This window comes from Nonlabens sp. Asnod3-H03 (assembly GCF_045063665.1).
GTDB classification, from domain to species: Bacteria; Bacteroidota; Bacteroidia; order Flavobacteriales; family Flavobacteriaceae; genus Nonlabens; species Nonlabens ulvanivorans.
The window spans coordinates 200,223-225,895 of the sequence record NZ_JBEFOD010000006.1 but is presented as its reverse complement, the minus strand read 5'-3'; the positions used below and the strand labels follow the sequence as shown (position 1 = coordinate 225,895).

Annotated in this window: 26 protein-coding genes; 10 read left to right on the top strand and 16 right to left on the bottom strand. The window is 34.6% G+C overall.

The annotated features are described in order from the left end of the window. Nucleotides 1-15 precede the first annotated feature (15 nt). The 7 genes from rplW to rpsL all read right to left on the bottom strand — a co-directional run bounded on the left by rplW (nt 16) and on the right by rpsL (nt 5,011). Nucleotides 16-306 carry a 50S ribosomal protein L23 gene (gene rplW / locus ACJJVI_RS01155; protein WP_036580315.1) on the bottom strand — a complete coding sequence of 97 codons (291 nt, stop codon included), beginning with the start codon at nt 304-306 and terminating at the stop codon, nt 16-18. A 3-nt stretch (nt 307-309) separates the two neighbouring features. Further along, a complete protein-coding gene (gene rplD, locus ACJJVI_RS01150; RefSeq protein ID WP_036580313.1) occupies nt 310-939 on the bottom strand; it encodes a 50S ribosomal protein L4 in 630 nt (209 codons plus the stop codon). After that, on the bottom strand, nt 939-1,556 hold the full coding sequence (rplC, locus tag ACJJVI_RS01145) for a 50S ribosomal protein L3 (RefSeq protein ID WP_042247915.1): 618 nt from the start codon (nt 1,554-1,556) through the stop codon (nt 939-941). The genes rplD and rplC overlap by 1 nt, the downstream gene beginning before the upstream one ends. A gap of 75 nt (nt 1,557-1,631) precedes the next feature. Next, nucleotides 1,632-1,937: a 30S ribosomal protein S10 gene (gene rpsJ, locus ACJJVI_RS01140; RefSeq protein WP_006795812.1), complete on the bottom strand. Its 306-nt coding sequence runs from the start codon at nt 1,935-1,937 to the stop codon at nt 1,632-1,634. A gap of 10 nt (nt 1,938-1,947) precedes the next feature. Beyond that, the gene (fusA, locus tag ACJJVI_RS01135; RefSeq protein ID WP_036580308.1) at nt 1,948-4,089 is read right to left on the bottom strand and encodes an elongation factor G; all 2,142 of its coding nucleotides are present in this window, start codon (nt 4,087-4,089) and stop codon (nt 1,948-1,950) included. A gap of 6 nt (nt 4,090-4,095) precedes the next feature. Continuing rightward, a complete protein-coding gene (gene rpsG / locus ACJJVI_RS01130; RefSeq protein WP_006795814.1) occupies nt 4,096-4,572 on the bottom strand; it encodes a 30S ribosomal protein S7 in 477 nt (158 codons plus the stop codon). Nucleotides 4,573-4,636: 64 nt separating this feature from the next. Beyond that, nucleotides 4,637-5,011 carry a 30S ribosomal protein S12 gene (gene rpsL / locus ACJJVI_RS01125; protein WP_006795815.1) on the bottom strand — a complete coding sequence of 125 codons (375 nt, stop codon included), beginning with the start codon at nt 5,009-5,011 and terminating at the stop codon, nt 4,637-4,639. 173 nt (nt 5,012-5,184) lie between these two features. Between rpsL and ACJJVI_RS01120 the strand changes: the two genes are divergently transcribed. The 5 genes from ACJJVI_RS01120 to rlmB all read left to right on the top strand — a co-directional run bounded on the left by ACJJVI_RS01120 (nt 5,185) and on the right by rlmB (nt 13,078). Continuing rightward, the gene (locus ACJJVI_RS01120) at nt 5,185-6,849 is read left to right on the top strand and encodes a ShlB/FhaC/HecB family hemolysin secretion/activation protein (RefSeq protein ID WP_405349847.1); all 1,665 of its coding nucleotides are present in this window, start codon (nt 5,185-5,187) and stop codon (nt 6,847-6,849) included. A 116-nt stretch (nt 6,850-6,965) separates the two neighbouring features. After that, the gene (locus ACJJVI_RS01115) at nt 6,966-9,914 is read left to right on the top strand and encodes a TonB-dependent receptor (protein ID WP_348021477.1); all 2,949 of its coding nucleotides are present in this window, start codon (nt 6,966-6,968) and stop codon (nt 9,912-9,914) included. 12 nt (nt 9,915-9,926) lie between these two features. Further along, nucleotides 9,927-11,384, top strand: coding sequence for a RagB/SusD family nutrient uptake outer membrane protein (locus ACJJVI_RS01110; protein ID WP_348021476.1), 1,458 nt, complete (start codon nt 9,927-9,929; stop codon nt 11,382-11,384). 17 nt (nt 11,385-11,401) lie between these two features. Then, entirely contained in the window at nt 11,402-12,265 is an 864-nt protein-coding gene (locus ACJJVI_RS01105; protein ID WP_042247896.1) for a hypothetical protein, read from the top strand. Nucleotides 12,266-12,343: 78 nt separating this feature from the next. After that, entirely contained in the window at nt 12,344-13,078 is a 735-nt protein-coding gene (rlmB, locus tag ACJJVI_RS01100; RefSeq protein WP_036580296.1) for a 23S rRNA (guanosine(2251)-2'-O)-methyltransferase RlmB, read from the top strand. Between the two features lie 8 nt (nt 13,079-13,086). Here rlmB and ACJJVI_RS01095 read toward each other — a convergent pair whose 3' ends face one another. Next, a complete protein-coding gene (locus tag ACJJVI_RS01095; RefSeq protein ID WP_042247890.1) occupies nt 13,087-13,761 on the bottom strand; it encodes a rhomboid family intramembrane serine protease in 675 nt (224 codons plus the stop codon). A 114-nt stretch (nt 13,762-13,875) separates the two neighbouring features. On the opposite strand from ACJJVI_RS01095, the gene ACJJVI_RS01090 reads away from it, so the two are divergent. Next, nucleotides 13,876-15,171 (top strand): replication-associated recombination protein A, encoded by a 1,296-nt coding sequence (locus ACJJVI_RS01090; RefSeq protein WP_348021473.1) that lies wholly within the window; start codon nt 13,876-13,878, stop codon nt 15,169-15,171. On the opposite strand, the gene ACJJVI_RS01085 is transcribed toward ACJJVI_RS01090, so the two are convergent. From ACJJVI_RS01085 to ACJJVI_RS01055, 7 genes are all read right to left on the bottom strand, one after another. Beyond that, the gene (locus tag ACJJVI_RS01085) at nt 15,150-15,842 is read right to left on the bottom strand and encodes a YjjG family noncanonical pyrimidine nucleotidase (RefSeq protein ID WP_042270819.1); all 693 of its coding nucleotides are present in this window, start codon (nt 15,840-15,842) and stop codon (nt 15,150-15,152) included. The genes ACJJVI_RS01090 and ACJJVI_RS01085 overlap by 22 nt on opposite strands. Further along, on the bottom strand, nt 15,835-17,148 hold the full coding sequence (locus tag ACJJVI_RS01080; protein ID WP_405349841.1) for a DUF7033 domain-containing protein: 1,314 nt from the start codon (nt 17,146-17,148) through the stop codon (nt 15,835-15,837). The genes ACJJVI_RS01085 and ACJJVI_RS01080 overlap by 8 nt, the downstream gene beginning before the upstream one ends. Further along, nucleotides 17,148-17,846, bottom strand: a complete 699-nt coding sequence (gene radC, locus ACJJVI_RS01075; RefSeq protein WP_405349838.1) for a DNA repair protein RadC — start codon at nt 17,844-17,846, stop codon at nt 17,148-17,150. The genes ACJJVI_RS01080 and radC overlap by 1 nt, the downstream gene beginning before the upstream one ends. 16 nt (nt 17,847-17,862) lie before the next feature. After that, entirely contained in the window at nt 17,863-18,624 is a 762-nt protein-coding gene (yaaA, locus tag ACJJVI_RS01070) for a peroxide stress protein YaaA (protein ID WP_036580284.1), read from the bottom strand. A gap of 142 nt (nt 18,625-18,766) precedes the next feature. Then, complete coding sequence (locus ACJJVI_RS01065; RefSeq protein ID WP_405349836.1) at nt 18,767-19,816, bottom strand: RluA family pseudouridine synthase; 1,050 nt, start codon at nt 19,814-19,816, stop codon at nt 18,767-18,769. Beyond that, nucleotides 19,800-20,405 (bottom strand): PASTA domain-containing protein, encoded by a 606-nt coding sequence (locus ACJJVI_RS01060; protein ID WP_042247874.1) that lies wholly within the window; start codon nt 20,403-20,405, stop codon nt 19,800-19,802. Before ACJJVI_RS01060 ends, ACJJVI_RS01065 begins: the two co-directional genes overlap by 17 nt. A 4-nt stretch (nt 20,406-20,409) precedes the next feature. Next, nucleotides 20,410-21,012: an N-acetylmuramoyl-L-alanine amidase gene (locus ACJJVI_RS01055; RefSeq protein WP_405349833.1), complete on the bottom strand. Its 603-nt coding sequence runs from the start codon at nt 21,010-21,012 to the stop codon at nt 20,410-20,412. 93 nt (nt 21,013-21,105) lie between these two features. Here ACJJVI_RS01055 and ACJJVI_RS01050 point away from each other — a divergent pair, with 93 nt between their 5' ends. The 4 genes from ACJJVI_RS01050 to ACJJVI_RS01035 are packed head-to-tail and all read left to right on the top strand — an operon-like array spanning nt 21,106 to nt 25,079. Beyond that, a complete protein-coding gene (locus ACJJVI_RS01050) occupies nt 21,106-22,086 on the top strand; it encodes a D-alanine--D-alanine ligase (RefSeq protein WP_348021466.1) in 981 nt (326 codons plus the stop codon). Beyond that, nucleotides 22,083-22,535, top strand: coding sequence for a pantetheine-phosphate adenylyltransferase (coaD, locus tag ACJJVI_RS01045; RefSeq protein WP_036580273.1), 453 nt, complete (start codon nt 22,083-22,085; stop codon nt 22,533-22,535). Before ACJJVI_RS01050 ends, coaD begins: the two co-directional genes overlap by 4 nt. Continuing rightward, nucleotides 22,532-24,286, top strand: a complete 1,755-nt coding sequence (locus ACJJVI_RS01040) for a M14 family metallopeptidase (protein ID WP_405349830.1) — start codon at nt 22,532-22,534, stop codon at nt 24,284-24,286. The genes coaD and ACJJVI_RS01040 overlap by 4 nt, the downstream gene beginning before the upstream one ends. Continuing rightward, nucleotides 24,279-25,079, top strand: coding sequence for a hypothetical protein (locus ACJJVI_RS01035; protein WP_405349828.1), 801 nt, complete (start codon nt 24,279-24,281; stop codon nt 25,077-25,079). Before ACJJVI_RS01040 ends, ACJJVI_RS01035 begins: the two co-directional genes overlap by 8 nt. Here ACJJVI_RS01035 and ACJJVI_RS01030 read toward each other — a convergent pair. Beyond that, entirely contained in the window at nt 25,059-25,670 is a 612-nt protein-coding gene (locus ACJJVI_RS01030; RefSeq protein WP_405349826.1) for an NUDIX hydrolase, read from the bottom strand. The genes ACJJVI_RS01035 and ACJJVI_RS01030 overlap by 21 nt on opposite strands. Between the last annotated feature and the right edge of the window lie 3 nt (nt 25,671-25,673).

The following is a 25,673-nucleotide window of genomic DNA, read 5'->3' as shown; positions in this document are numbered from 1 at the left end:
TTTTGTCTGTATTATTTATATATTACTATAAAGGTCGATGGTATCTCCATCTTGCAATTGTACAAAAGCTTTTTTACTAGCTTTAGTTTTACCAATTTGCATCCCTGATTTTGTAAACTTTGTTTTACGCTCAACACGTACATTCATAGTTCTTACCTTAGTAACAGTAACACCATATGTAGCCTCAACCGCATTTTTAATTTGAATCTTATTAGCGTTAGGCATAACCTCAAACCCATAACGATTCAATAACTCACTATCACTAGTAGCTTTTTCTGTAATGATTGGTTTTATTAAGATATTCATAACCTATTTGCTTAAAGTTTCCTCGATTCCTTCTAATGAGCTCTCCAACACTACAACACTATTAGCATGTAAAATTTTGTAAGTGTTTAATTCTGAGTTAGTTACCACTTCAGAACCCTTGAAATTTCGAGAAGACAAATATACATTATTATTTGAACCACCCAACACAAAAAGAGATTTTTTATTATCTAATCCTAAAGACTTCAAAACATCTATAAAATTCTTAGTTTTTGGAGCCTCAAAATTAAAGTCTTCAACGATATGCAAATTACCTTCAGCCATCTTCTGACTCAAAACAGATTTACGAGCTAATCGCTTCTGACCTTTATTTAATTTAAAAGAATAATCTCTAGGAACAGGACCGAACATACGTCCACCACCTCTAAAAACACCTGACTTTATAGATCCAGCTCTTGCTGTACCAGTTCCTTTTTGCTTCTTAATCTTACGGGTACTACCAGTAATTTCAGCACGTTGCTTAGCCTTGTGAGTTCCTTGACGCTGATTTGCTAGATATTGCTTAACATCTAAATAAATCGCGTGATCATTAGGCTCAATTGCGAAAATGCTATCAGATAATTCAACCTGACGTCCAGTTTCTTTTCCTTTAATGTCTATAACTGATACCTTCATTACTTCTGTAAGATTACATAAGCATTCTTATGTCCAGGTACACATCCTTTAACCACTAAAAGATTTTTTTCCGGAACTACTTTAAGAACTCTTAAATTTTCAACTTTAACTTTTGTATTACCCATCTGTCCAGCCATGCGCATTCCTTTAAATACACGAGCAGGATAAGACGCCGCACCAATAGATCCTGGTGCACGTAAACGGTTATGCTGACCATGAGTGGCTTGACCAACTCCAGCAAATCCATGGCGTTTTACAACACCTTGGAAACCTTTACCCTTCGATGTTCCTGATACATCTATAAACTCACCTTCAGTGAATATATCAACAGAGATTGCATCTCCTAATTTGTAAACCTCATCAAAACCTTGAAATTCTACAACTTTTCTCTTGACACCAGTTCCCGCTTTCTTAAAGTGACCTTGAGCCGCTTTAGATGCGTTTTTGTCTGATTTGTCATCGAAACCAAGTTGAAGGGCAGCATAGCCGTCCACTTCTTCAGTTCTGACTTGGGTAACAACGCAAGGACCTGCCTCTATGATCGTACATGGCATATTCTTACCATTCTCATCATAAATGCTAGTCATTCCGATTTTTCTTCCTATTAACCCAGACATAATTATTATTTATTATATTAATGTTATTCATTAAATCACGCTTTCGCGAAAGCGTGATTTAATAAAACTTTTTTATTACACTTTAATCTCAACTTCAACACCACTTGGTAACTCCAACTTCATTAAAGCATCAATAGTTTTGCTAGATGAACTATAAATATCTAACAACCTCTTGTAAGAGCTTAATTGGAATTGTTCACGTGATTTTTTATTAACGTGAGGAGACCTTAATACTGTAAAGATTTTCTTGTGAGTTGGTAATGGAATTGGACCAGTTACCACAGCACCTGTACTCTTTACTGTTTTAACGATTTTTTCAGCAGACTTATCTACCAGCATGTAATCGTAAGACTTTAACTTTATTCTGATTTTTTGACTCATCTTTTGAAAATTAGTTTGTTGCACCTTTAGCTGCTGCGATTACTTCTTCACTAATGTTAGAAGGAGTTTCAGCATAGTGTGAAAATTCCATTGTTGATGTTGCACGACCTGATGAAAGAGTACGTAATGTAGTTACATAACCAAACATTTCAGATAACGGCACTTCAGCCTTCACAACCTTTGCACCTGCACGATCACCCATATCATTAACCTGTCCACGACGACGGTTTAAGTCACCTACAATATCACCCATATTTTCTTCAGGAGTAATAACTTCAAGTTTCATAATAGGCTCAAGTATAACAGCTCCAGCAGATTTTGCAGAGGCTTTATAACCCATTCTAGCAGCTAATTCAAAGGAAAGAGCATCAGAATCTACTGGGTGAAAAGAACCATCCGTAAGAGTAACACGCATACTATCCATCTCAAAACCTGCAAGAGGTCCTGCCTTCATAGCCTCACGGAAACCTTTCTCAATAGCAGGGATAAATTCCTTAGGAACGTTACCACCTTTAATCTTATTAATAAATTGTAACCCTTCTTCTACTTTACCTTCTTCATTTTCTTCAGCAGGCTCGATAGTAAAAACAATATCACCAAATTTACCACGACCACCAGATTGCTTCTTATAAGTCTCTCTGTGATCTGCAGCTCTTGTAATAGCTTCCTTATATTCAACTTGTGGCGCTCCTTGATTAAGCTCAACCTTAAACTCGCGACGCATACGATCAACGATAATATCTAAGTGCAACTCACCCATCCCAGAAATAATTGTTTGACCAGAAGCCTCATCAGTTCTCACTTGGAATGTTGGATCTTCCTCCGCTAGTTTAGCTAACGCCATACCCATCTTATCAACATCTGCCTTAGTTTTAGGCTCAACCGCAATACCAATTACCGGATCAGGGAAGTCCATAGATTCCAAAACAATAGGATGCTTCTCATCCGACATTGTATCACCAGTTTTAATATCTTTAAAACCTACTGCGGCACCGATATCACCTGCCTCAATAAAGTCAATAGCGTTCTGTTTATTAGAGTGCATCTGATAAATACGAGAGATACGCTCTTTTTTACCTGAACGATTATTCAAGATATAAGATCCAGCATCTAAACGACCAGAATATGCACGGAAGAAAGCTAAACGACCAACAAAAGGATCAGTAGCAATCTTAAATGCTAATGCAGCAAATGGCTCTTTTACATCAGGTTTACGTAATTCTTCTTTTTCAGTATCTGGATTGATTCCTTTGATACCTTCTTTATCCGTAGGAGAAGGCAAATAACGACAAACAGCATCTAATAAAAACTGAACACCTTTATTTTTGAATGCAGAACCACAAATCATAGGGATGATAGACATATCCATCACAGCAGCACGAAGAGCAGCATGCACTTCATCCTCAGTAATAGAGTCCTCATCTTCCATGAATTTCTCTAATAAATTCTCATCGTAAGCAGCAACCTCTTCAATAAGAAGTGCACGATATTTCTTAGCCTCTGCCTTCATATCCTCAGGGATATCAATCACATCAAATGTTGACCCTTGAGTATTATCATGCCATACAATAGCACGGTTTTTAACTAAATCTACGATACCTTTAAAATCCGCCTCATCTCCAATATTTAAAACAATCGGCACAGCGTTTGATTTCAACATATCCTTTACTTGCTGACATACAGCAAGAAAATTAGAACCTTGACGATCCATTTTATTCACGAAACCAATACGTGGAACTTTATAATTATCAGCAAGTCTCCAATTAGTTTCTGATTGAGGCTCTACACCATCAACAGCACTAAATAAGAATACTAAACCATCAAGAACACGTAAAGACCTATTTACTTCTACAGTAAAGTCAACGTGACCAGGAGTGTCTATAATATTAAAATGATAATCTTTAGTTTCTGGTAGCGGCTTTGCATTTTCTAAAGGAAACTTCCAAGTACAAGTAGTAGCAGCAGATGTGATAGTAATACCACGCTCTTGCTCCTGCTCCATCCAATCCATAGTCGCAGCACCATCATGAACCTCACCGATTTTGTGAGAAACTCCAGTGTAATAAAGAATACGTTCCGTAGTAGTAGTTTTTCCTGCATCAATATGAGCAGCAATACCTATATTTCTTGTGTATTTTAAATCTCTAGCCATTATTTCTTAGAATCTAAAGTGAGAGAATGCCTTGTTTGCCTCGGCCATCTTGTGAGTATCTGTCTTCTTCTTAACAGCAGCACCTTCTTCTTTTGAAGCAGCTAGGATTTCAGAAGCTAATTTTTGAGAAAAACTTTTCTCATTACGCTTACGTGAATAACCTATCAACCACTTCATAGCAGTAGATATCTTTCTGTCTGGACGAATCTGCATTGGAATTTGAAAAGTAGCTCCACCAACACGGCGACTACGTACTTCAACATGAGGCATTACATTTGATAATGCATCTTTCCATAATTCAAGCGCGGTTTTCTCGTCGTCTTGTTTTTTCTCTTCTACAATGTCAATAGCATCATAAAAAAGTTTAAAAGCTGTTGACTTCTTTCCGTGTAACATCATCATGTTCACAAAACGGGTCACTAGCTGGTCGTTAAAACGTGGATCCGGAAGGATAGGACGTTTCTTGGCCTGTCTTTTTCTCATTTCTTCTCTTTGAGTTGTTAATTAAAGCTCACAAACTGAGTATAGCTTGTTAACTTAAAAAATTTTACTTCTTAGGGCGTTTTGCACCATACTTAGATCTACGTTGTGTACGGCCTGCAACACCTGCTGTGTCCAGTGCACCGCGCACTATATGATATCTAACTCCTGGCAAATCTTTTACCCTTCCACCTCTAACCAATACTATCGAGTGCTCTTGTAGATTGTGTCCTTCTCCTGGGATGTAAGCATTCACTTCCTTACCATTGGTAAGTCTAACCCTTGCCACCTTTCTCATTGCTGAGTTAGGCTTCTTAGGTGTAGTTGTGTAAACACGAGTACATACTCCACGACGTTGAGGACAAGAATCTAAAGCAGCCGATTTACTCTTCTTGGTTATTTTGGCTCTTCCTTTACGTACTAATTGTGAAATCGTTGGCATATTGTTTTACGCTAATAAATTAATCCCCTATTTTAGGGTCGGCAAAGGTATAAATAAAATTGAGTTATTCAAACCTCAGTTTCAAGTTTTTACAATATCTTTTTCCTAACAGACAAGAAACTCACATTTAAAGACGTTATTTTACCATATCGTTATCTATAAAACCTGTTTTTTTGAATAAGAAAATCGTCCTTATTATTTATCTACTATCTTTCTGTAATAGCACTGCACAAACATTGCTATTGAAATACAAGGCAAGCCAAACCAGCGAACAAATAATCTTAGACAGCATTTCCAAAAATAAATCTTTCCCAAATTTTAAAGCTTTAAAAAAATATAACGACAGCTTAATCAACCAACTTAATCAAAAAGGCTATGTAAACCTACTACCCCAGCCTCTTCAAAAAACAGATGAATTTAAGTACCAACAAAAAATAGAACTCAATAAAAGAGTTAAGACAATCGAAATTATCGCAAATCCTTTAAACAAAGAAATAGATAGTTTAGTTGAGGTAATGCTTTCGCGAAAGCGTGGTGAAAATTTTTACAACTTTGAAGAAGTCGAAGAGAAACTAAAAGAACTACATCGTTTTATTTCTAATAATGGATTCTCATTTCTAAAGATTCAAGCAAATGAATTTGAAACAAAAGAAGAAGATACTATCACCCTTAATATAAATCTATCAATTAATAAAAAAAGAAAAATAGATAAAATAATAATTAAGGGTTATGATCAATTCCCTGAGAAATACATAAGAAAAATTACAAATCAGAATCTAGTATTCAATCAAAGCAATATTGTTAAAGTTAAGTCAGCATTTAAGCAGATACCTTTTACCACAATAGTCAAAGAACCTGAAATACTTTTCAAAAAAGACTCAACGTTCGTATATATTTATTTAAAGAAAAAAAACAGTAATTCAGCAGATGGATTAATAGGGTTTAATAATTCTGATAACGGTAAATTAGAACTCAATGGATATATCGATTTAACATTATACAATAACCTAAACAACGGTGAAAAATTAACAATTCTATACAGAGGTGATAATGATGACCAAACCAGATTAGATATTAACACGGAGTTCCCATATATACTAAAATCAAATTTAGGGATAACTGCTGGACTAAATTTACTTAGAAGAGATAGCACCTACCAAAACACAACGATCACTACAGGGCTTTTTTATGCATTAACACCACAAATGAATATCGGATTATCTTATAATAAAAAGAACTCGACAGTACAAGAAATCAACATCACAAACAACAATAGCAAAAGTGACAATCTCGTTTTAAACTTAAACCATCAAAAACCTGCGAAAGAGGATATTTTTTTGAGCGATATCTTAGCAGAAATTCAGATTAGTATCGGTAATCGAACAATAGAGTCTAATACAAACAGACAAACACTTATCACTTCAACTATTCACAAAAACTTATACATAGATAAAAAGCAAAGTATTCATCTAGAAAATCACATTAAATTTTTAGGAAGCAATAATATCTTATTTAACGAACTCTTTCAAGTCGGTGGCTCTAATAGCATAAGAGGATTTAATCAAAACAGTATAGATACTTCTTCTTTTCTCTCACTGAACACAGAGTACAGACACAGAATAAGTAGCGGAATTTACCTACACAGCATCTTGGATTACGCTATTTTCGAGGATTACACTACCAATAAAACGCAAAATATATATGGAATTGGATTTGGTGCTGCAATTTTAACACAGTCAGGAATTTTAAAATTAAGTATCGCGAATGGCACTTTCTCTGGAGCTAACATGGACTTTTCCAGCACAGTAGCACATTTAAACATGCAAATAATATTTTAGAATGTTACCTAAATGTTAACTATCACTTAAATAATTGCATAATTTGATAGGATAAAAGTTGTTTTATTAACTATTATTTGTGACTTTTGGCTTTGGCTAATTCAAATAAATCAAAAATGAAAACAAAATTAAATGGAATTTTAACGCTGTTCTTAGCGTTAGTTGTGCAATTTGCTATTGCACAAACAGTGACTGGTAAGGTTACTGATGCAACAGGTGAAGCTGTCCTAGGGGCGACCGTACTTGTGAAAGGTAGTTCAAACGCTACTACTACAGATTTTGATGGAAATTATTCTATCAATGCGACTAGCGGCCAAGTGCTGGTATACTCATTTGCCGGTTACACACCGCAAGAGATTACTGTCGGAAACAACAATGTTATCAACGTTGTTATGGAAGAGTCACTTGATGTTGTTATTGTAACTGCTTATGGTACTACAACTAAGCCTAAGCTACAATCTGCAATATCTACAGTTAGCTCTGAAGATCTTCAAAATGTGCCAATAGCATCATTTGAACAAATTCTTCAAGGAAGAGCACCTGGTCTATTAATTAACTCTGGTTCAGGACAACCTGGTACTGCTGCTAAGGTTAGAATTCGTGGAACTGTTTCTATTAACGGTGCAAATGATCCATTATACATCGTTGATGGAGTACAAATTGACGGAGGTGCATTTGCTTCTTTAAACGCCAATGATTTTGAAAATGTAAGTATCCTTAAAGATGCACAGGCAACTGCCTTATATGGTTCTCGTGGTGCTGCTGGGGTTATCGTAATTACCACTAAAAGGGGTAAATTAAATTCGCCAACAAGATTTTCTTACAGCTCTCAATTTGGTTTCTCTGAAGTTAGTGATTTAAAAATTGATATGTTAGATGCAACTGGCTACCTAGAATTAGGTAGAATCCTTGGAAATAACAACTTTACAGATGAGCAAATTGCTGCTGAAGTTGCTGCTAATGGAATGGATTGGTCTGAACCATTTTATAGAACAGGAACAACACTTACTCAAAACATGAGTATGTCTGGTGGTAGTGAAAAAACATCATTTTTTGCCTCTGTTGGTTATTATGAACAAGAAGGTGTAATACTTACTTCTGATTTGCAACGTTTTACAACAAGATTAAATCTTGATCATCAAGCAAACGATAATCTTAAAATTGGTTTAGGTACGACGATTGGTTTCTCTAAAAGAAATTTTGTACCACAAGAAGGTGCGGTTAACTTAAGAAATCCTGCTATTTATGCATATTTAGGTAATCCATTACAACGTCTAAGAGATGACAATGGAAACCTATTAACCGGTACAGGGAATAATGCTGCAAATTATTATGAATTATTGACTACTGGTATACAAAGACAAGAAGAAGTTAAGATGCAAATTCAAGGAAACTTGGCATATGAACTTAATGATAATTGGGGTATTGATTACCGCTTAGGTCTTGACTTTGAGGATGACTTCTCCCAAGGAGGTTCAGCACCTGACTCTTTTATCGGTGGAACAGAAACTCCTGGTGGAGCTGGATTTTACAGAGAAGATACTAATCGTGATTTATTCTTAACATCTACTGCATCTTTAAGATATGGAAAAACATTTAATGAAAAGCATACTGTGACTGGATCTATAGGAACAGAATACGTTAAAAACTTTTTCAGAAGTCAAGGATTCACTGGTTATGGACTTGAGCCTAGTTTATTTGGTTTTGCCGGAGCTATAACTGCTGGTACACCTGATAACGAGCTTATACCTGCAACTAGAGGTGGTAACTTAATAACAGGGCTATTCTCTGTGTTTGGAACTGCAACTTATGACTATGAAGGAAAGTATGGTGCACAAGTTTCATTGAGAAATGATAAATCATCTAGGTTTACTGAAGCTAATAACAGTGCTACATTCTATGCCGTATCTGGACGTTGGAATATTAATCGTGAAGACTTCATGAAAGATGTAAATTGGGTTGACAACTTAAAGTTAAGAGCTTCTTATGGTTCTGCTGGTAACGAACGTTCTATAGGTCAAACACAAGGTATTCAACAATTAGGTACTGGAACTTCTTATTCTGGTACTCGTCCATTGTTCCAAGGTGGTATTGCTAATGAATCTTTGACATGGGAATCTACAAATCAATTGAACGTTGGTTTAGATTTTGATTTATTTGATAGTAGATTAGGTGGTAGTATTGATGTTTATAATAAGAAAACTGAAGACTTATTTATCAACTTTACATTACCTGCTTATTTTGGAGATACTTCTGTTCAAGTTAATGGTGGTAACTTAGTTAATAAGGGTGTTGAACTTGCGCTACAATATGATCTAGTTCGTCCAGACTCTTCAAATCCTGATGGATTTAGTATGACGTTAAACGGAAATATTGCATACAACAAGAATGAAATTACAGATCTAGGAGATCAAGTAAATCAATTTGAGCAAGGAACTTCTATTATACGTGTAGGTGAAGCTATAGGATCTCACTATATAGTAGAATGGGCTGGTGTAAACCCTTCAAATGGTGAACCACTTTATCGTGATTTAGATGGTAACATTACTAATGTATACTCTGCATCTAATAATAAAACAGGATTTGGTCAATCTGAACCACTATATACTGGTGGATTTGGATTTGATATGAGCTACAAAGGTTTCACTTTCTCTAATCTTTGGGTATTCTCAAAAGATTTCTCTCGTTTCAACAACCAGACTTTCTTTGTTGAAAATCCAAATTTCTATGGATTCAACCAGTCAACTGAAATGTTACAAATTTGGCAAAACCCAGGAGATATCACAGATATACAAGGTGCTGCTTTTGAAAGAGAATTCTCTTCTAAGGATATTGAAGATGCATCATTCTTACGTTTAAGAAATGTAACTTTAGCATATAATTTTAATGAAAATGTAATTAATAAGATTGGTTTCATTGAAGGTATTAGAATTTATGCTCAAGGAGTTAACTTACTTACATTCACAGAATGGACCGGATTTGACCCAGAAGACAACAATAATATTGCTCAATTCGAGTACCCTACGCCAAGACAATATACTTTTGGTATAGATGTAAACTTTTAAAAAAAAGAAATGATGAAAAAACTTAAATATTTATTAATAGGTCTTGTGGCTGTCGCAGTTTCATGCGAGAATGCCTATGACTTTGATCGTGACTTCATTATTGAAGCCGATGGAGCAATTACTAATTTAGATGATGCTGAAAGACTTCTTGTAGGTTCTTACGAAGTAGTACCATCTGCTAGTCCAATACAGTTTAACGCTTATGCCGGAGACAACCTAAAATTAGGAAACGGTAATCGTGGACAAGGTATCCAGGAACACACATGGCAGTTAGATTCAACAGATGGATTACCTGGTACATTATGGAACAGTGCCTACAATGTTATTGATCAAGTTAACAGATTAATTGTTGACATTGAAAGAGTTGCGTTACCTAGTGAAGATGATCGTAAAAATCAATTATTAGCTGAGGCCTATGCTCTTCGTGGTTGGATGCACTTTGAATTATTTAGAGCATTTACGCCTGAGTATGATAACCCAAGTTCACCATCTGCTATAGTGGTAGACCAAGTGATTATTTTTGACCAGAATAATGTAACTTATTTAGGTAGAAATACTGCTGGTGAAATGTTAACTCAAATCAATGCAGATTTTGCGTTAGCTGAGAGTTTAATTGACCCAACAGCTGATAATAAATATAGAATCACTCTAGCGGCTATCGATGCTTTCCAAGCAAGAGTTGGATTATACGAGAACACTACTGCTAGTTTAACAGCAGCAGTTGCTAATGCTACAGCGGCAATTAATGCTGTGCCAATTAGCGGTCAAGCTGAATATGATTCTCTTTTTAGAACAGATGATTTAACAGGAGAAGCAATCTTTTCAATTGAAAAAGATACCAATGATGGCGCTATAGGTACTTTATTTACAGATACAAATAATGATATCTTTTTTGAAGTGTCGGATGATTTAGTATTTGGTACAGGTGGTATTTTAGCATCCAGTAATGCTGATGTAAGATTTCCTTTACTATTAGATTTTGAAACTGACATTACTGATCCTGCTGTTTCAGGAAATGATTTCCCAGTTGGTAAATACGTTGGTAGATCAAGAGCTAACCAAGCATTACATGACCACAAAATATTGAGAACATCTGAGATGTTTTTGATTCGTGCTGAAGCTAATGCAAAATTAGACGGTAACGACACTGATGGTGACGCAGCTGCTGATATCGCACTTATTCGTGCTGCACGCGGATCTGCAATCGGAACTCCTGCTTACGCAGATTTAAATGAAGCTTTATTAGATATTGCAAGAGAGAGAAGATTAGAATTAGCTTATGAAGGTCATAGAGTTTATGACTTGAAAAGAACTAACACTGATATCGTAAGAGATCCTGCAGATTGTGCAGCTTTATCTACGCCTTGTAATTTAGCAATATCATCTGGACGTTTTACGTTACCAATTCCACAAACTGAGATTGACGCCAATAATGCTATTCAGGAAAGTGATCAAAACCCTGGGTACTAATTCAAAATAAAATAATGATGAAAAATATAAAAATATTAGGTCTTGCTGCCTTGGCAATTTTTGCAGTAAGCTGTGAAGAAGAGAGATCAGATAACTACTTTAATGGTGGTGAAACTGCAATACAATTCAACAATAGCGCAAGTAACCCTTTAGCTGTTGCTCCAGATGTTACTTTGGATTTTGAAGTAAAAGTTGGTATATCTGAAACTGCTGATGTCGATAGAACAGTTAATATATCTGTTGATCCATCTAGTACATATACTGACTATACATTAGGTAATGTTGTTATACCAGCTGGATCTTATGAAGGAACAGCTATATTAACAACTAATCCTGAGATGAACTTCTCTGGACCAGAAACATTAGTATTAAACCTCGATGGAGTAGAGGGAACTTATCCTGATGGAGAGCCTATTCAATTTACAAATAGAACTCAGCAATTATCGTTTTCTACATTTGCGTTTTGTCCATTTGATGATGGAGTGACTTTCACTGGTGATTACGTTATCAATCACTTAAACACAAATGCATTCGGTATCCCTACTTTTGGTGCTATGAAAGCTGTTGAATTAAGAGTTGGTGCTAACCCATCAATTAGAACATTTGCTGCACCATGGGGTCCAGACTTAGGTGATTTTTCAACGATAACATGGGAAATGGCTTTAATCTGTGACGAAGTAGTATGGACTGACGGTCAAGACGCATTAGTAGGATGTGCTGCAACACCTGCAAACATTGAATTAGGATCACCTGATGCTTTTGCTGGTAACGGCTCATTTGACGGAAGTGACGATGCTACATTCATTGCAAATTTCACTGATGATTCTTTAGGAGATTGTGGACCACCTACACAGGTTTCAATTCAATTAGTAAAGCAATAATTCTTAATCAAGAGAATTAAATTTTCAAAACGCCTCAACCATTGGTTGGGGCGTTTTTTATTTACATACATTTGTAACATGGAAAAGACTACATACATTTACGGTTTAAGAGCGATTATAGAAGCCATCGAAAGTGGACAAAACTTAGGTAAAATCTATTTATTACGTGAAGCTGAAGGTGTTTTAATGGGACAACTTAAAACACTTGTTAACAAGCATAAAATCACTAACTCATTTGTACCTGTAGAAAAACTAGATAAAATATCCAGCTATGGAAATCACCAAGGTGCTGTAGCCTCTATTTCTCCGGTAGATTTTGCCTCATTAGAAGATATACTAGAAAAACGTAATGTTGAATCCAAAGAAATATACCTATTACTAGATGGTGTAACGGATGTACGTAATTTTGGTGCTATTATTAGAACCGCAGAGTGTACTGGTGTTAGCGCTATTATTATAGGAGAAAGCGGATCTGCTCCGATTAATCCAGCAACAATTAAAACAAGTGCTGGAGCTGTTTTTAATATTCCTATTTGTAAAGTAGCACATATAAAGGATGCGGTATTCCTAATGAAGGCTTATGGAATAACAACGATAGGTGCAACTGAAAAATCAGCTAAAGTAATCTATGATGTCGATCTTAACCATTCAATAGCACTAGTTATGGGAAGTGAAGACCGTGGTATTAACCCTTCAACATTAAAGGTAATTGATGAACCAATTAAACTACCTATGAAAGGTGATATTGCATCACTCAATGTATCTGTTGCCTGCGGAGCTATACTATATGAAATTGTAAGACAGCAAGGATAAGGTAACTCCTATTCTTCCTCTTCTAATTCAAAAAAATTACCATCCTCATCAAATTGACGCATGAAAGGATCGTCGCTGGCATTGAAGTCTGCGGTTTCCCATTGATATTTCTTTTTTTCAGGCAACTTATTTTTAGTAATAATGGCAAGTAGTAAACCTACTACTCCACCACTTAAATGACCTTCCCAAGAAATGCCTGTTTTTAATGGTAAAACATACCAAACCATGCTACCGTAAAAAAAAGCAACTACAAAACTTAAGGCAAGCATTCTATAATGCTTTGTGAATACTCCTTTAAAAAACAAAAAGCTGGCTAATAAATAAATCAAACTACTCGCACCAATATGATATGATGGCCTACCGATTACCCATGTCATAATACCACTGAAGAATAAGCCTAACAATAATACCTTCAAACTTATATTTCTGTAAAAATAGCATAGTCCTGTAATCAATACCAATGACGGTACAGTATTACTCCATAAATGCCCAAGATCTGCATGAATAAATGGACTAAAAACAACTCCTTTTAATCCACTCAATTTGCCAGGTCTTATACCTAAATCTGTAAAATTGAAATTGTATTTAACTTCAATAGTATAGATGAACCATATTGCAATGGTGAATACTAAAGCCGGCAATACCGTATAAATGTCAAACTTAAAATATTGATAATCTTTCACTATAATTGGATATCAAGAACATGACCAAATACGAATGTGGAAAAAGTGTCATGACATTATAGTTTTAGGATTTAAATTATAATAAATAAATATAGCTATACCTATCTTCGTAATATGCATAACTCACCTCTTGCCGAACGTATAAGACCTCAGAACCTAGATGATTATTTAAGCCAAAGTCATCTTATAGGGGAAAAAGGTACTTTGAGACAACATATTATTAACGGTACTATACCTTCATTGATTTTATGGGGACCACCAGGAACAGGTAAAACAACACTGGCTAACATAATCGCACAAGAAAGCAAACGACCGTTTTACACTCTCAGCGCAATAAATAGCGGTGTAAAGGATGTCAGAGAGGTAATTGATAAAGCCAAAAGTGCAGGTGGCTTATTTACCGCAAAAAATCCAATACTCTTTATAGATGAGATCCATCGTTTTAGCAAGTCACAACAAGATTCTTTACTGGCAGCTGTAGAGAAAGGTTGGGTCACACTAATAGGCGCAACAACTGAGAACCCGAGTTTTGAAGTTATACCTGCCTTATTATCCAGATGTCAGGTTTATGTATTAGACGCTTTCGCGAAAGCAGACCTCGAGCAATTATTGTACAGAGCCTTGAAGGTAGATGAATTATTAAGTAAAAAAGAAATTACGATTAAAGAAACGGAGGCATTACTCCGCATCAGTGGTGGCGATGCGAGAAAGCTTCTCAATATTTTTGAGTTAGTAATTAATAGTCAACCATCTGGACCTATTGTAATTAATAATGAATTAGTATTTGGACAAGTACAATCTAATCCGGCGCGATACGATAAGACTGGTGAACAACATTATGATATTATTAGTGCTTTTATAAAATCCATAAGAGGTAGTGACCCTAACGCATCAGTTTATTGGCTAGCTAGAATGATTGAAGGTGGTGAAGATTTAAAATTTATAGCTCGTCGTATGCTTATCCTCGCTAGTGAAGATATAGGAAATGCAAACCCGACTGCTTTAATCATGGCTAATAATACTTTTCAAGCAGTTTCAACCATAGGATATCCTGAATCTAGAATCATTTTAAGCCAGTGTGCTATTTACCTAGCGACCTCAATAAAAAGCAACGCTTCTTATCTAGCAATAGGACAAGCACAACAAATTGTAAAGCAAACAGGCGACCTACCTGTTCCATTAGGACTAAGAAATGCGCCGACTAAGTTAATGAAAGAACTAGGATATGGTCAAGAATATAAATACGCTCATGATCATCCAGGTAATTTTGCACAATTCGACTTCTTACCTACTGAAATAAGTGGAATGAAAATTTTTGAACCTGGAAGTAATCCTAGAGAACAGGCTCAAAGAGAATTTTTACAAAAACGCTGGAAAGATCATTATGATTACAAGCCTAGTAAAGGCTGAATTGACAATAAATCATGAACGACAATTTCATTTTTTGGAATTGGTTGATTTGTTGTATGAAACCATATAGTCTTGATACCAACTTGTTGTGCACCTAAAATATCTGCCGCATAACTATCTCCTATCATGAGACTGTTCTCAATGCTTGCTCCTGCCCTTTCTATCGCCTGATGAAATATTTGAGGAGCTGGTTTTTTGTATCCAGCAGCCTCTGCCGTTAACACAATATTGAAATAATCATTTAATCCTGCTTTATCAATCTTATTTTGCTGAACACCATTAAATCCATTAGTTATCAAATGCATTTCAAATTTACCTTTAAGACTATTTAAAAGATCTATACAACCTGGAAAAAGGTGATTATTATTAGGTAAGTATTGAATATATAAATCTGCAAAAAGATCAATTTGCTTATCCTCTAAGGGATAATTACAAGCATCAAAAGCAGTTTTTAATCGCTGATAACGTAACTCTTCTTTAGTTATCAAATTTTCTCTAAATTTTCTCCAAAAATCTAAATTTAGAGGTTCATAAACTTTTATGAATGCATCTAAATCAAGCTTAACATCATGCTCTTGAAAAATCTGTTGGTATGCTAACTTACTATTTAAATCAAAATCCCATAATGTATGGTCGAGATCAAAAAAGATGTGCTTTATATTTTTAAACATGATATGCTAATAGTTTTTTAATAATTGTATAAATATGTGATCGTTTTTTCAAGTCAAATTGATCATTGTCAAAGATGATTATAAAATTACCAGTTGCAACATCTGCATATCTTAATAGTTTATCTATAATTGCTTGTTGTCCATTAAGCATGAAATGTTCTATACTCCTATAATGTATGGCATACGGGTATACACGTAATGGTGTTTGAACCTCATAATCTAGGTCATAAAAATAAAATGAGTGACTTGTACTAGCTCTATAGCCAGGTATATTAGTATAACCCATACTATAATCTTCAATAGTATCCATATCTACCAACTGCTTATAATGTCCAGGCATGGAAATTTTAGAAAATGCAGTCATTGTTTTAGAAAGCGGTCTGTTAGTGATACTTTCATAACGTTCAGCCTCTTTTGCAATTTTATCCTCTCCGTTTGCAAATGAAAATCTCAAACCTATTTCTACATAGTCAGCGATATGCTTGATAAGCTCTTGATAGGTTTTAGATCGATATGACACACCATTATCAATATAATTATAATCACCTAAGTGAAATAAATACAAAATACGTCTATTGTATTTTAAATTTTTAGGTAGTTGTGCAATGCTTTCTCTATAAATCCTAAGGACTATATCATATACATTATATGGGTCCTTAACAAGCCTTAAATGAACTCCTATTTGTCTAAGAAACTTTCGTACTTGCAGTTTACTTAGACTTTCATAAAGAGAATGGAAAACAGGCACAATTGCCCTATTTTTATATTGAAATATACTAGCTGTTTCAATGGCGGTAATAATTTGTGTATCACGCCTACGCGGAAGCGTAATATCAAATCGCTTTTCCAGTTCTTCACCTAATTTCATAATCCACAAATCTAATAATGGTATATCTAAGAAGTGGTGTTGTGCAGCTATACTTGCAGAGGCAGTAAAACGACCTAAATCATCTTTTACTTGAGGTAAATATTCTTCATATCTCGTTAGCAAATAAAAACTAGCAGAAAAAATATCAAATGGTAAATCACTACGGTCTGGAGCTTTAAAAAAAATAGGTAATTCTTCCCATTGATGCACTTCAATCTCATGATCATCAATACCTACTTCATTTAAGAGACCGTAAGACCATATAAAAAATTCATCTCCAAGAGATTTTTTACCATAAGATAATTTAGGACCTTCATATGCAATAAATTCACTGAGATTAGAGGTGAATTCAAATGGAATCTCTAGTAATCTTTTAAAGATGTGCTTAAATATATATTGTTTACGAGGTGATAATTTATTAATAAAGATTAATACCATTACATTAGATTATGATCTGCAAAACTGTAAAAGTTATCGCTCGTTATTATGAGGTGATCCAGCACTTTAACGTCCATAAGTTTACCTGCTTCTATTAACTTTTGGGTTAACCTTTTATCATCTGCACTAGGCATCAATTTACCACTAGGATGATTGTGTGCTAGGATCATAGCTACGGCTGCTTCTTCAACTGCTTTTTGAAAAACGATACGTGTGTCTACCATTGTACCGGTAAAACCACCTTTACTTATTTGATGTTTTGCTAAAACTTTATGGCTGTTGTTGAGATATACTATCCAAAATTCTTCATGTGGCAAATCACCTATAATGGGTAATAACACTTTAAAGGCATCGTCACTGCATGTAATCACAGGCCTAGTCGCAGGCAATTCACTAGCGCGACGCTTGCCTAATTCCATAGCAGCAGCAATTGTTATCGCCTTTGCCTCTCCTATCCCTTTAAATTTCATTAATTCTTTAATACTTAGTTTTCCTAATTTGTCTAAAGAGTTACCGGCATGATTAAGTATTAATCTGCTTAATTCAACAGCACTCATTTCCCTATTACCACTACCTATAAGAATAGCTATAAGTTCTGTATCTGACAATGCAGAACTACCGTTAAGAGATAATTTTTCACGTGGCCTGTCGTTTTCTGACCAGTCCTTGATAGAAAACGATGTTGATTCTTGAGTCATGCTATAAATATAGCGCTTACCTTATAAATACTGGTTCATTTTCATTTACAGTATCTTTTTCAGAATAACGGTAATCATCTTTCTGAAAAGACAAAACATCTTGTAAACTACTGGATTGAGTCTCAATAAGGAAACGTGCCATGGAACCACGAGCTTTTTTTGCAAAAAAGGAGATCACTTTAAGTTTACCATTTTTATAATCTTTGAACACTGGACTTATTAACTGGCCATTTAAAGATTTTTTATCTATTACTTTAAAATATTCATTACTCGCTAGATTTACAACAACTTCATCCTGTTGAATTTCCTTATTAAGAGATGGAGTCACTATATCTTTCCAGAAAGCGTAAAGGTTTCTATCATTTTCTACAGGAAGTTTAGTTCCCATCTCCAGTCGATATGGCTGCAGCAAATCGAGCGGTCTTAGATATCCATATAATCCCGATAATATGCGCACCATAGATTGCATATCATCTATACGATTAACTTTTAAAGTATAAGCATCTAACCCAGTATAAACATCACCTGCAAAAGCATACACGGCAGGTCTGCTATTATCAGTAGTAAATTCTTTATCAAATTCTTGATTACGGTTATAATTTAAATCTGCTAGCGATTCTGAAATATGCATTAATTTACCTAGTTCATTTTTAGATATATTCCTTAAAACCTTATTTAGTTTCAAGGCCTCTTTTATAAAAATAGGCTGCGTATAATTATCTATTGGTAATTCTGTTTTATAATCAAGGGTTTTTGCTGGCGATAGTAAAATTTTCATGGCGCTTAAATTTAAGACTCAAAAATAAGAGTAGAAATTTCTTTTATCACATAAAGGCTAGTTAACTTTTCAATACAATAATTGATAATCCTTATCTAATAAAAAAGTCCAAATGATATAATTATATCATTTGGACTTTCTTTTAAGCATCCTTAGAGTTAGCAGCATATACGCGCCATTTCTCTATACAGTTCATCATGTCATCTGGTATATCACAATTAAAACTCATCCACTTTTTGGTTACTGGATGTTCAAAGCCTAATGTTTTTGCATGCAGAGCCTGACGCGGTAATACCTTCATACAGTTATCTACAAACTGTTTATACTTGGTAAAGCTAGTCCCTTTTAAAATCTTATCTCCGCCATAGCGTTCATCATTAAATAAAGTATGTCCTATATGTTTCATATGAACACGTATTTGATGTGTTCTACCTGTTTCTAATTTACACGAAATCATTGTCACATATCCTAATCCTTCGATGACACTCCAATGTGTTACCGCAGGTTTACCTTTATAAGCTTCTTCACCAGACCACACATAGTTTTGCAATCTATTTTTAGGATGTCTACCTATATTGCCTTCCACGGTTCCACTTTGTTCATCAAAATCTCCCCATACTATCGCAACATATTCTCGTTCACTAGTCTTTGCAGCAAACTGAGCACTTAAATAAGACATGGCATGTTCTGTTTTTGCAACTACAAGCAAACCACTAGTGTCCTTATCAATACGATGCACTAAACCTGGACGATTACTACTATTATTAGGCAAATTCTCAAAATGGTGTATTAATGCATTTATAAGTGTTCCTGAATAATTTCCATGACCAGGATGCACAACCATACCTGCAGGCTTATTAACAACAACTAATACATCGTCTTCATAAACAATATCTAGAGGAATATCTTCTGCAACTAATAAGTTTTCATGAGGCGGATGCTTAAATAATACGCGGATATGATCACCAGCCTTAACTTTATAATTAGATTTTACAACTACATCATTTACTCTTACAGATCCGTCTTTAATACTTTGCTGTATCTTACTACGTGTAGCATTTTCAATAAAATTCATTAAATATTTATCTACTCGTAATGGCTCTTGTCCATCACTTGCAGTAAACTGATGATGCTCGTATAAATCATCATCGTGAGCATCGTCCAGCTCATCTGTATTAGTTACCTGTGGCATCTTCTGTTGTATCTTGAGCAGCTGGCTCTTCTCTGTTAAGTAATGATTTATCTCCTAATACAAGATCGATGACAGATGTCTTCATTAATGATTTTCCTGGCTCGATTTTGTCACCTTTATATCGTAATTCTAACACCATATCTGTAGCGATGTGCGGTCTATATGAGATATTACCTATTTTAAAACCTAGTGCTTTTAAGGTAGGTTCCGCTTGTCTTCTAGTCCTATTAATGAGATTAGGAATTTTAACCTCACCATAACCTGATGGGTTTAACTTTATATAAATCTGTCTATTCTCCTTTACAAATTTTCCTGCAGCAGGATCTTGTTCTATCACACTACGCGGTGGATATTCTGGATTATAACTAGAACTGTCAATCAACTTACGTCTTAGATCTAATTCTTCAAGTTGTTCATCCACTTCAACAAGTGACAATTTTGCAAGATTAGGAACTTGAATTTTCTGACCATGATTCGTATAAGAACTTAACCAAAATAAGTAAACAAAGCATAAAGCCACTACTAAAACGATGGCTAGTAATAAATGCTTTAAGAAAGTTTTTGTAAAAAGAAATTTGATAAAACTCATGTAATTAATTCAAATCGTTTAAAAATGCAGTAAAATTTATGCTAACTCGTTTAGAACCGTTTGATTGTAAGTAATAACGATCTCTTGCTGCATTCATATTTCCTATTTCCAATATAAAAGCAGCTGAATTAACCTTTTCTAATAACGCCATACCATTTACTTCAGTACGTATTGTAGAAAAATAAGCGTCTTTAGTGAGATGGGTGATTAAAGAACTAGCATGCTCTTTACTTTTTTCAAACTCCAAGTTTTTATCGTTTAGTATAATAGCAGCCTGCCTAGGTCCATTATCTGAAAAACCCATATGTATAGATATAACTAAATCCGGCTTTAATGCATTTATCTGATCGGCACGTTCTTCTATTGTCAAATGTTCTCCTGTTGGATTGTGATAAATAACATTTAAATCACCTGTTAATTCTCCAGTAATTTCAGCTACTAATGCAGCTAAAATCTCATACTCACTTTCATCTTCCACTATGGCTCCTCTATCTACAGCATCATGACCACGATCAATTACGACTGTAAAAGGTTTTAAATCTTCACAATTAGCTTTTACCGTTATACTAAAAGCACTTATCAGTATAAAAAGAAGATATTTTTTCATCTTAAATATTTGTTCAAATATAATCATTGAAAACATACTTAGAACCAGTTCTTTTTTAACTTTGTTGTTCATGCTTTTGCGAAAAGTTATTCTATGAAAAACATTGCGGTATTAATGGGCGGCTATTCCAGTGAATGGCAAATCTCTATGAAAAGTGGCGCTGTAATTACAGAACACCTAGACCGAGATCTTTACAATGTATTTTCCATCGTTATTCTAGAAGAAGCTTGGTATTATGTAGATAAAGAAAAGAACCGCTGCATAGTAGATAAAAACGATTTCAGTATTACAGTTAATGACAAACACATCACGTTTGACTGTATTTACAATACCATACATGGAACACCAGGTGAAGATGGTAAAATACAAGCATACCTTGAATTGTTACATATACCACAAACTTCTTGTGACTCATACCAAAGCGCGATTACCTTTAATAAAAGAGACTGTATAGCAGTATTAAAGCCATGGGGAATTTATACTGGCAAACACATTTACCTCAATAAAGGAGCTGATTATAATGCGGTGGATATTTCAAAAAGATTAGGATTACCATACTTTGTGAAAGCTAATCGCAGCGGTAGTAGCTTTGGTGTATCAAAAGTATATAAAACCAATGAGCTAGAAAAAGCACTTGAAGTGGCCTTTGCAGTAGATAATGAAGTCATATTAGAATCGTTTTTAGACGGCATAGAAGTATCTGTAGGTGTGTATCAAATAGATGACGAGGTTATCGCGTTACCACCTACAGAAATAGTAAGTGAAAATGACTTCTTTGATTATGAAGCAAAGTACCAAGGTAAGTCACAAGAAATAACACCAGCCAGAATATCACTAGAACTTACATTGGCTGTACAGGAACAAAGTAAAAGAATTTATAGTGTACTTAAATGTAAAGGTATAGCTCGAGCAGACTTTATTTTTCACGATGGCACACCGCATTTTATAGAAATAAATACCAATCCAGGAATGAGTACCGAAAGTATTATTCCGCAACAGATAAGAGCCACAGATAAAACGCTCCAACAAGTATTTACAGACGTAATAGAAAACACCATAAAACATCACTCATGAAAAGAGCCGTATTTCCAGGAAGTTTTGACCCGATAACGCTAGGACACTATGATATCATCGAGCGCGGTTTGGGCTTATTTGATGAAATCATTATTGCCATAGGTGTTAATGCCGATAAAAAATATATGTTCTCACTAGAGCAACGTAAAAAATTCATAGAAAAAGCATTTATCAATCAACCAAAAATTAAAGTTATGACCTACTCTGGACTGACTATTGATTTTTGTAAAAAAAATGATGCTAGCTTTATTTTACGCGGTTTACGTAATCCAGGTGATTTTGAATTTGAAAAGGCAATTGCACATACTAATCGTAAACTATCAGAAATAGAAACCGTTTTTCTATTGACTAGCTCTGGTAAATCTTACATATCATCATCAATCGTTAGAGATGTAATCAGAAATAATGGAGATTACACTAGTCTTGTACCAGATACCGTAAAGCTATGAGACTAATTACTTATCTATTCTTAATAACCATAATCATATCGTGTCAGCAGTCTGATAAACAAATTGCCGAAGAGATAAAAGACTGGCAAACACCATTTGAAAAAGGTAATGGAAATCAAACAGCCACTTATCAAGAGGTTATTTCATTTTATGAAAACTTAGCTACTACCTATTCTACCATTGAAATGGAAGAGATAGGAATCACTGACAGTGGTCTACCATTGCACCTCATTAGTTTTTCAAAAAGTAATATCAACTGGAGCTCTGTAAATGAAAACAAAATTAAAATCCTTGTTAATAATGGTATTCATCCAGGTGAAAGTGATGGTATAGACGCTACCATGATGTTAATGAGGGATTTGGCAACTGGTAAACTAGATGCTCCAGAAAATCTTATATTTTCTGCGATTGCCATATATAATGTAGGTGGCTCTTTAAATCGCAACAGCCATACTAGGACTAATCAAAACGGACCAGAAGCATATGGATTTAGAGGTAACGCCAGAAATTATGACCTCAATAGAGATTTCATAAAAGCAGACAGTCGTAACGCTCAATCGTTTTATCAAATCTATCATAAAGTAAATCCAGATATATTTATAGACAATCATGTAAGTAATGGTGCAGACTATCAATACACTTTAACGCATCTATTTACACAACACGATAAATTAGGTAAGGCAGCAGGTAATTACCTCTACAGCGACTTACAAAAAGAACTAGAGCAACGCATGCTTAAAAGTAATCATGCTATGACTCCATATGTAAATGTTTATGGTGTATCACCAGAAAATGGATTTTCTCAATTTATGGATCATCCTCGTTATAGCACTGGATACACTACCCTATGGAACACCTTAGGCTTTATGATAGAAACACATATGCTTAAGCCTTATAAAGATAGAGTTCTAGGAACACAAGTAATAATGGAAGAGACGATTGCCCTAGGCTCTCAAAATATAGAAGCGATAAAAACAGCTAGAGCTTCATCTTTTAAAGAATTTAACAATGCTAGCTTCTATACTATCAACCATGTTGTAGATAAGACCAAAGCAGACACATTACTTTTTAAAGGTTATAAAGCGTTGCGCAATATCAGTGAATTAACTGGACAGCAACTCCTCACCTATGACCGCAACCAGCCTTTTGAGAAAAACACACCATACTATAATCATTATATTGCTGTAGACTCAATAAAAGTACCAGAATTCTATGTTATCCCACAAGGTCAGTGGGAAATCATTGAATTAATGCGCATGAATAACATTCAGATGGAAGTTTTCCCTGCAGACAGCACCATGACCGTTTCACAGTATCGTATAAAAGACTACGACACATCTAGTAGCGCATATGAAGGTCATTATCCACATTCTAATGTTGTGGTAAGCAGTAAAGATATAGAATTACGCTTTCGCGAAAGCGATATCATCATCCCTACTGCTCAACCAGGAATAAGATATATCATAGAAACCCTAGAACCACAAGGTCAAGATTCCTTTTTTAAATGGAATTTTTTTGATACTATTTTACAGCAAAAAGAGGGCTTCTCGACCTACGTATTTGAAAGCACTGCAAAAGAATTACTTTCAACTAATCCAGAGCTTAAAAAGGAGTTTGATTCTATTAAAAAGTCAAATGATAAATTTGCTCAAAGTAATTATGCACAATTGAAATGGCTGCATGATAGATCACCTAATTATGAAAAAGCCCATTTAACTTACCCAATCTATAAAGTACATTACAATGATTAAAAATATTATTATTCTTATAGCAGCATGCGCATTTATTTCTTGTAAAAACGACAAAGAAATTATCTCTTTAAATGTAGAAGAAACTGTAAAAACAACTCGTCTTGTAGATGATTTTGAATGTAACAATATCCCTTATGTTTTTCAGATTCCTTTTTATGAAGGTGACACAGAAACCAAAAAGAGACTTAATAAAGAAATCAAAAATCTTATTACTCGAGATTTTATAGACGTGACCTACAATAAAGATGCAGACCTTGAAGAAATATGGAGCATTTTTATGTCTCATCGTGAACAAAAAATATGCAGTGGCGATATGAGCGGTATTACTAATATTAACATTGAACACACCACTCAAACAGACGCATTAATAAGCTATGAAATCACTTACACCAGAAATGGGCTACAAAAAAGACTAATCAATTCATTTAAAAAGCCAGAACTTATCATCATAACAACGTCTGACCTTACAAAAGATCAAAAAGAAGATGATGTGAGGACTATTTTTGACATTAATCTACAACAGTCTGTAGCCAATCTAGCACTAGATGTAAAAATTGATGATCAAGCAGAGTTCAGAAACTACGTCGAAAACAAAGTATTTAATTTCGAGAAATCAGAATTTGAAAACGCTACAATTGGAATTAAAGAATTAGGTGTAGATTCTTTAATGTTACAGTTAACTAAACATATAGAGCTACCTAAAACCTTTTCTTATTTAAATCCAGATGTAAAAGTAGAAATTAGAGCTAAAGAAATGGAATATTACCTAGACCTATCTCCTCTTAAAATTTAAAGTTTGATCTGGAAATAATTCTTTTATATTACTATAAGAAGATTCCAGTGCTTTTTCTGCCTCACTTTTATCTAGCCATGTAGCTATATCAATACCTTCCTCTGCTTGAGGCTCTAATGGACCAGAATAGTTAGTTTCTAGAAGATACCAATGGGTAAGTTTAAGTTTTAATGCAGACTTCCTATTAAATACATGATAGGTGCGACCTAATTTTTTAATCATTTTTAGTTTTCTTGCACCTGTCTCTTCTTCTATTTCTCTTTTGGCAGTTTTCCGCATTCCCTCAAATCGATTCGACTTACCTTTAGGAAGGTCCCATTTACCGTTACGGTGAATGAATAGAAACTTATTTTCTTTATTCATAACGAGTCCACCACCAGCTTTGACTAGTGGTAACTTTTTATGAAGTCTCTTTAAAAGCTTCTTTTCATTTTTTGAATATAGCAATACTTTTTTGAGTTTGCCTTTTTCAATTTTCTTAATGATTTTGAGCAAGTCAACATCTTTAAGAGAAAAAACTTCATAGTCGGGATATTCATCCCTATTTGATGTCACGATAATTGCGACGTCTTTCACAAAAACTTTATACATTTG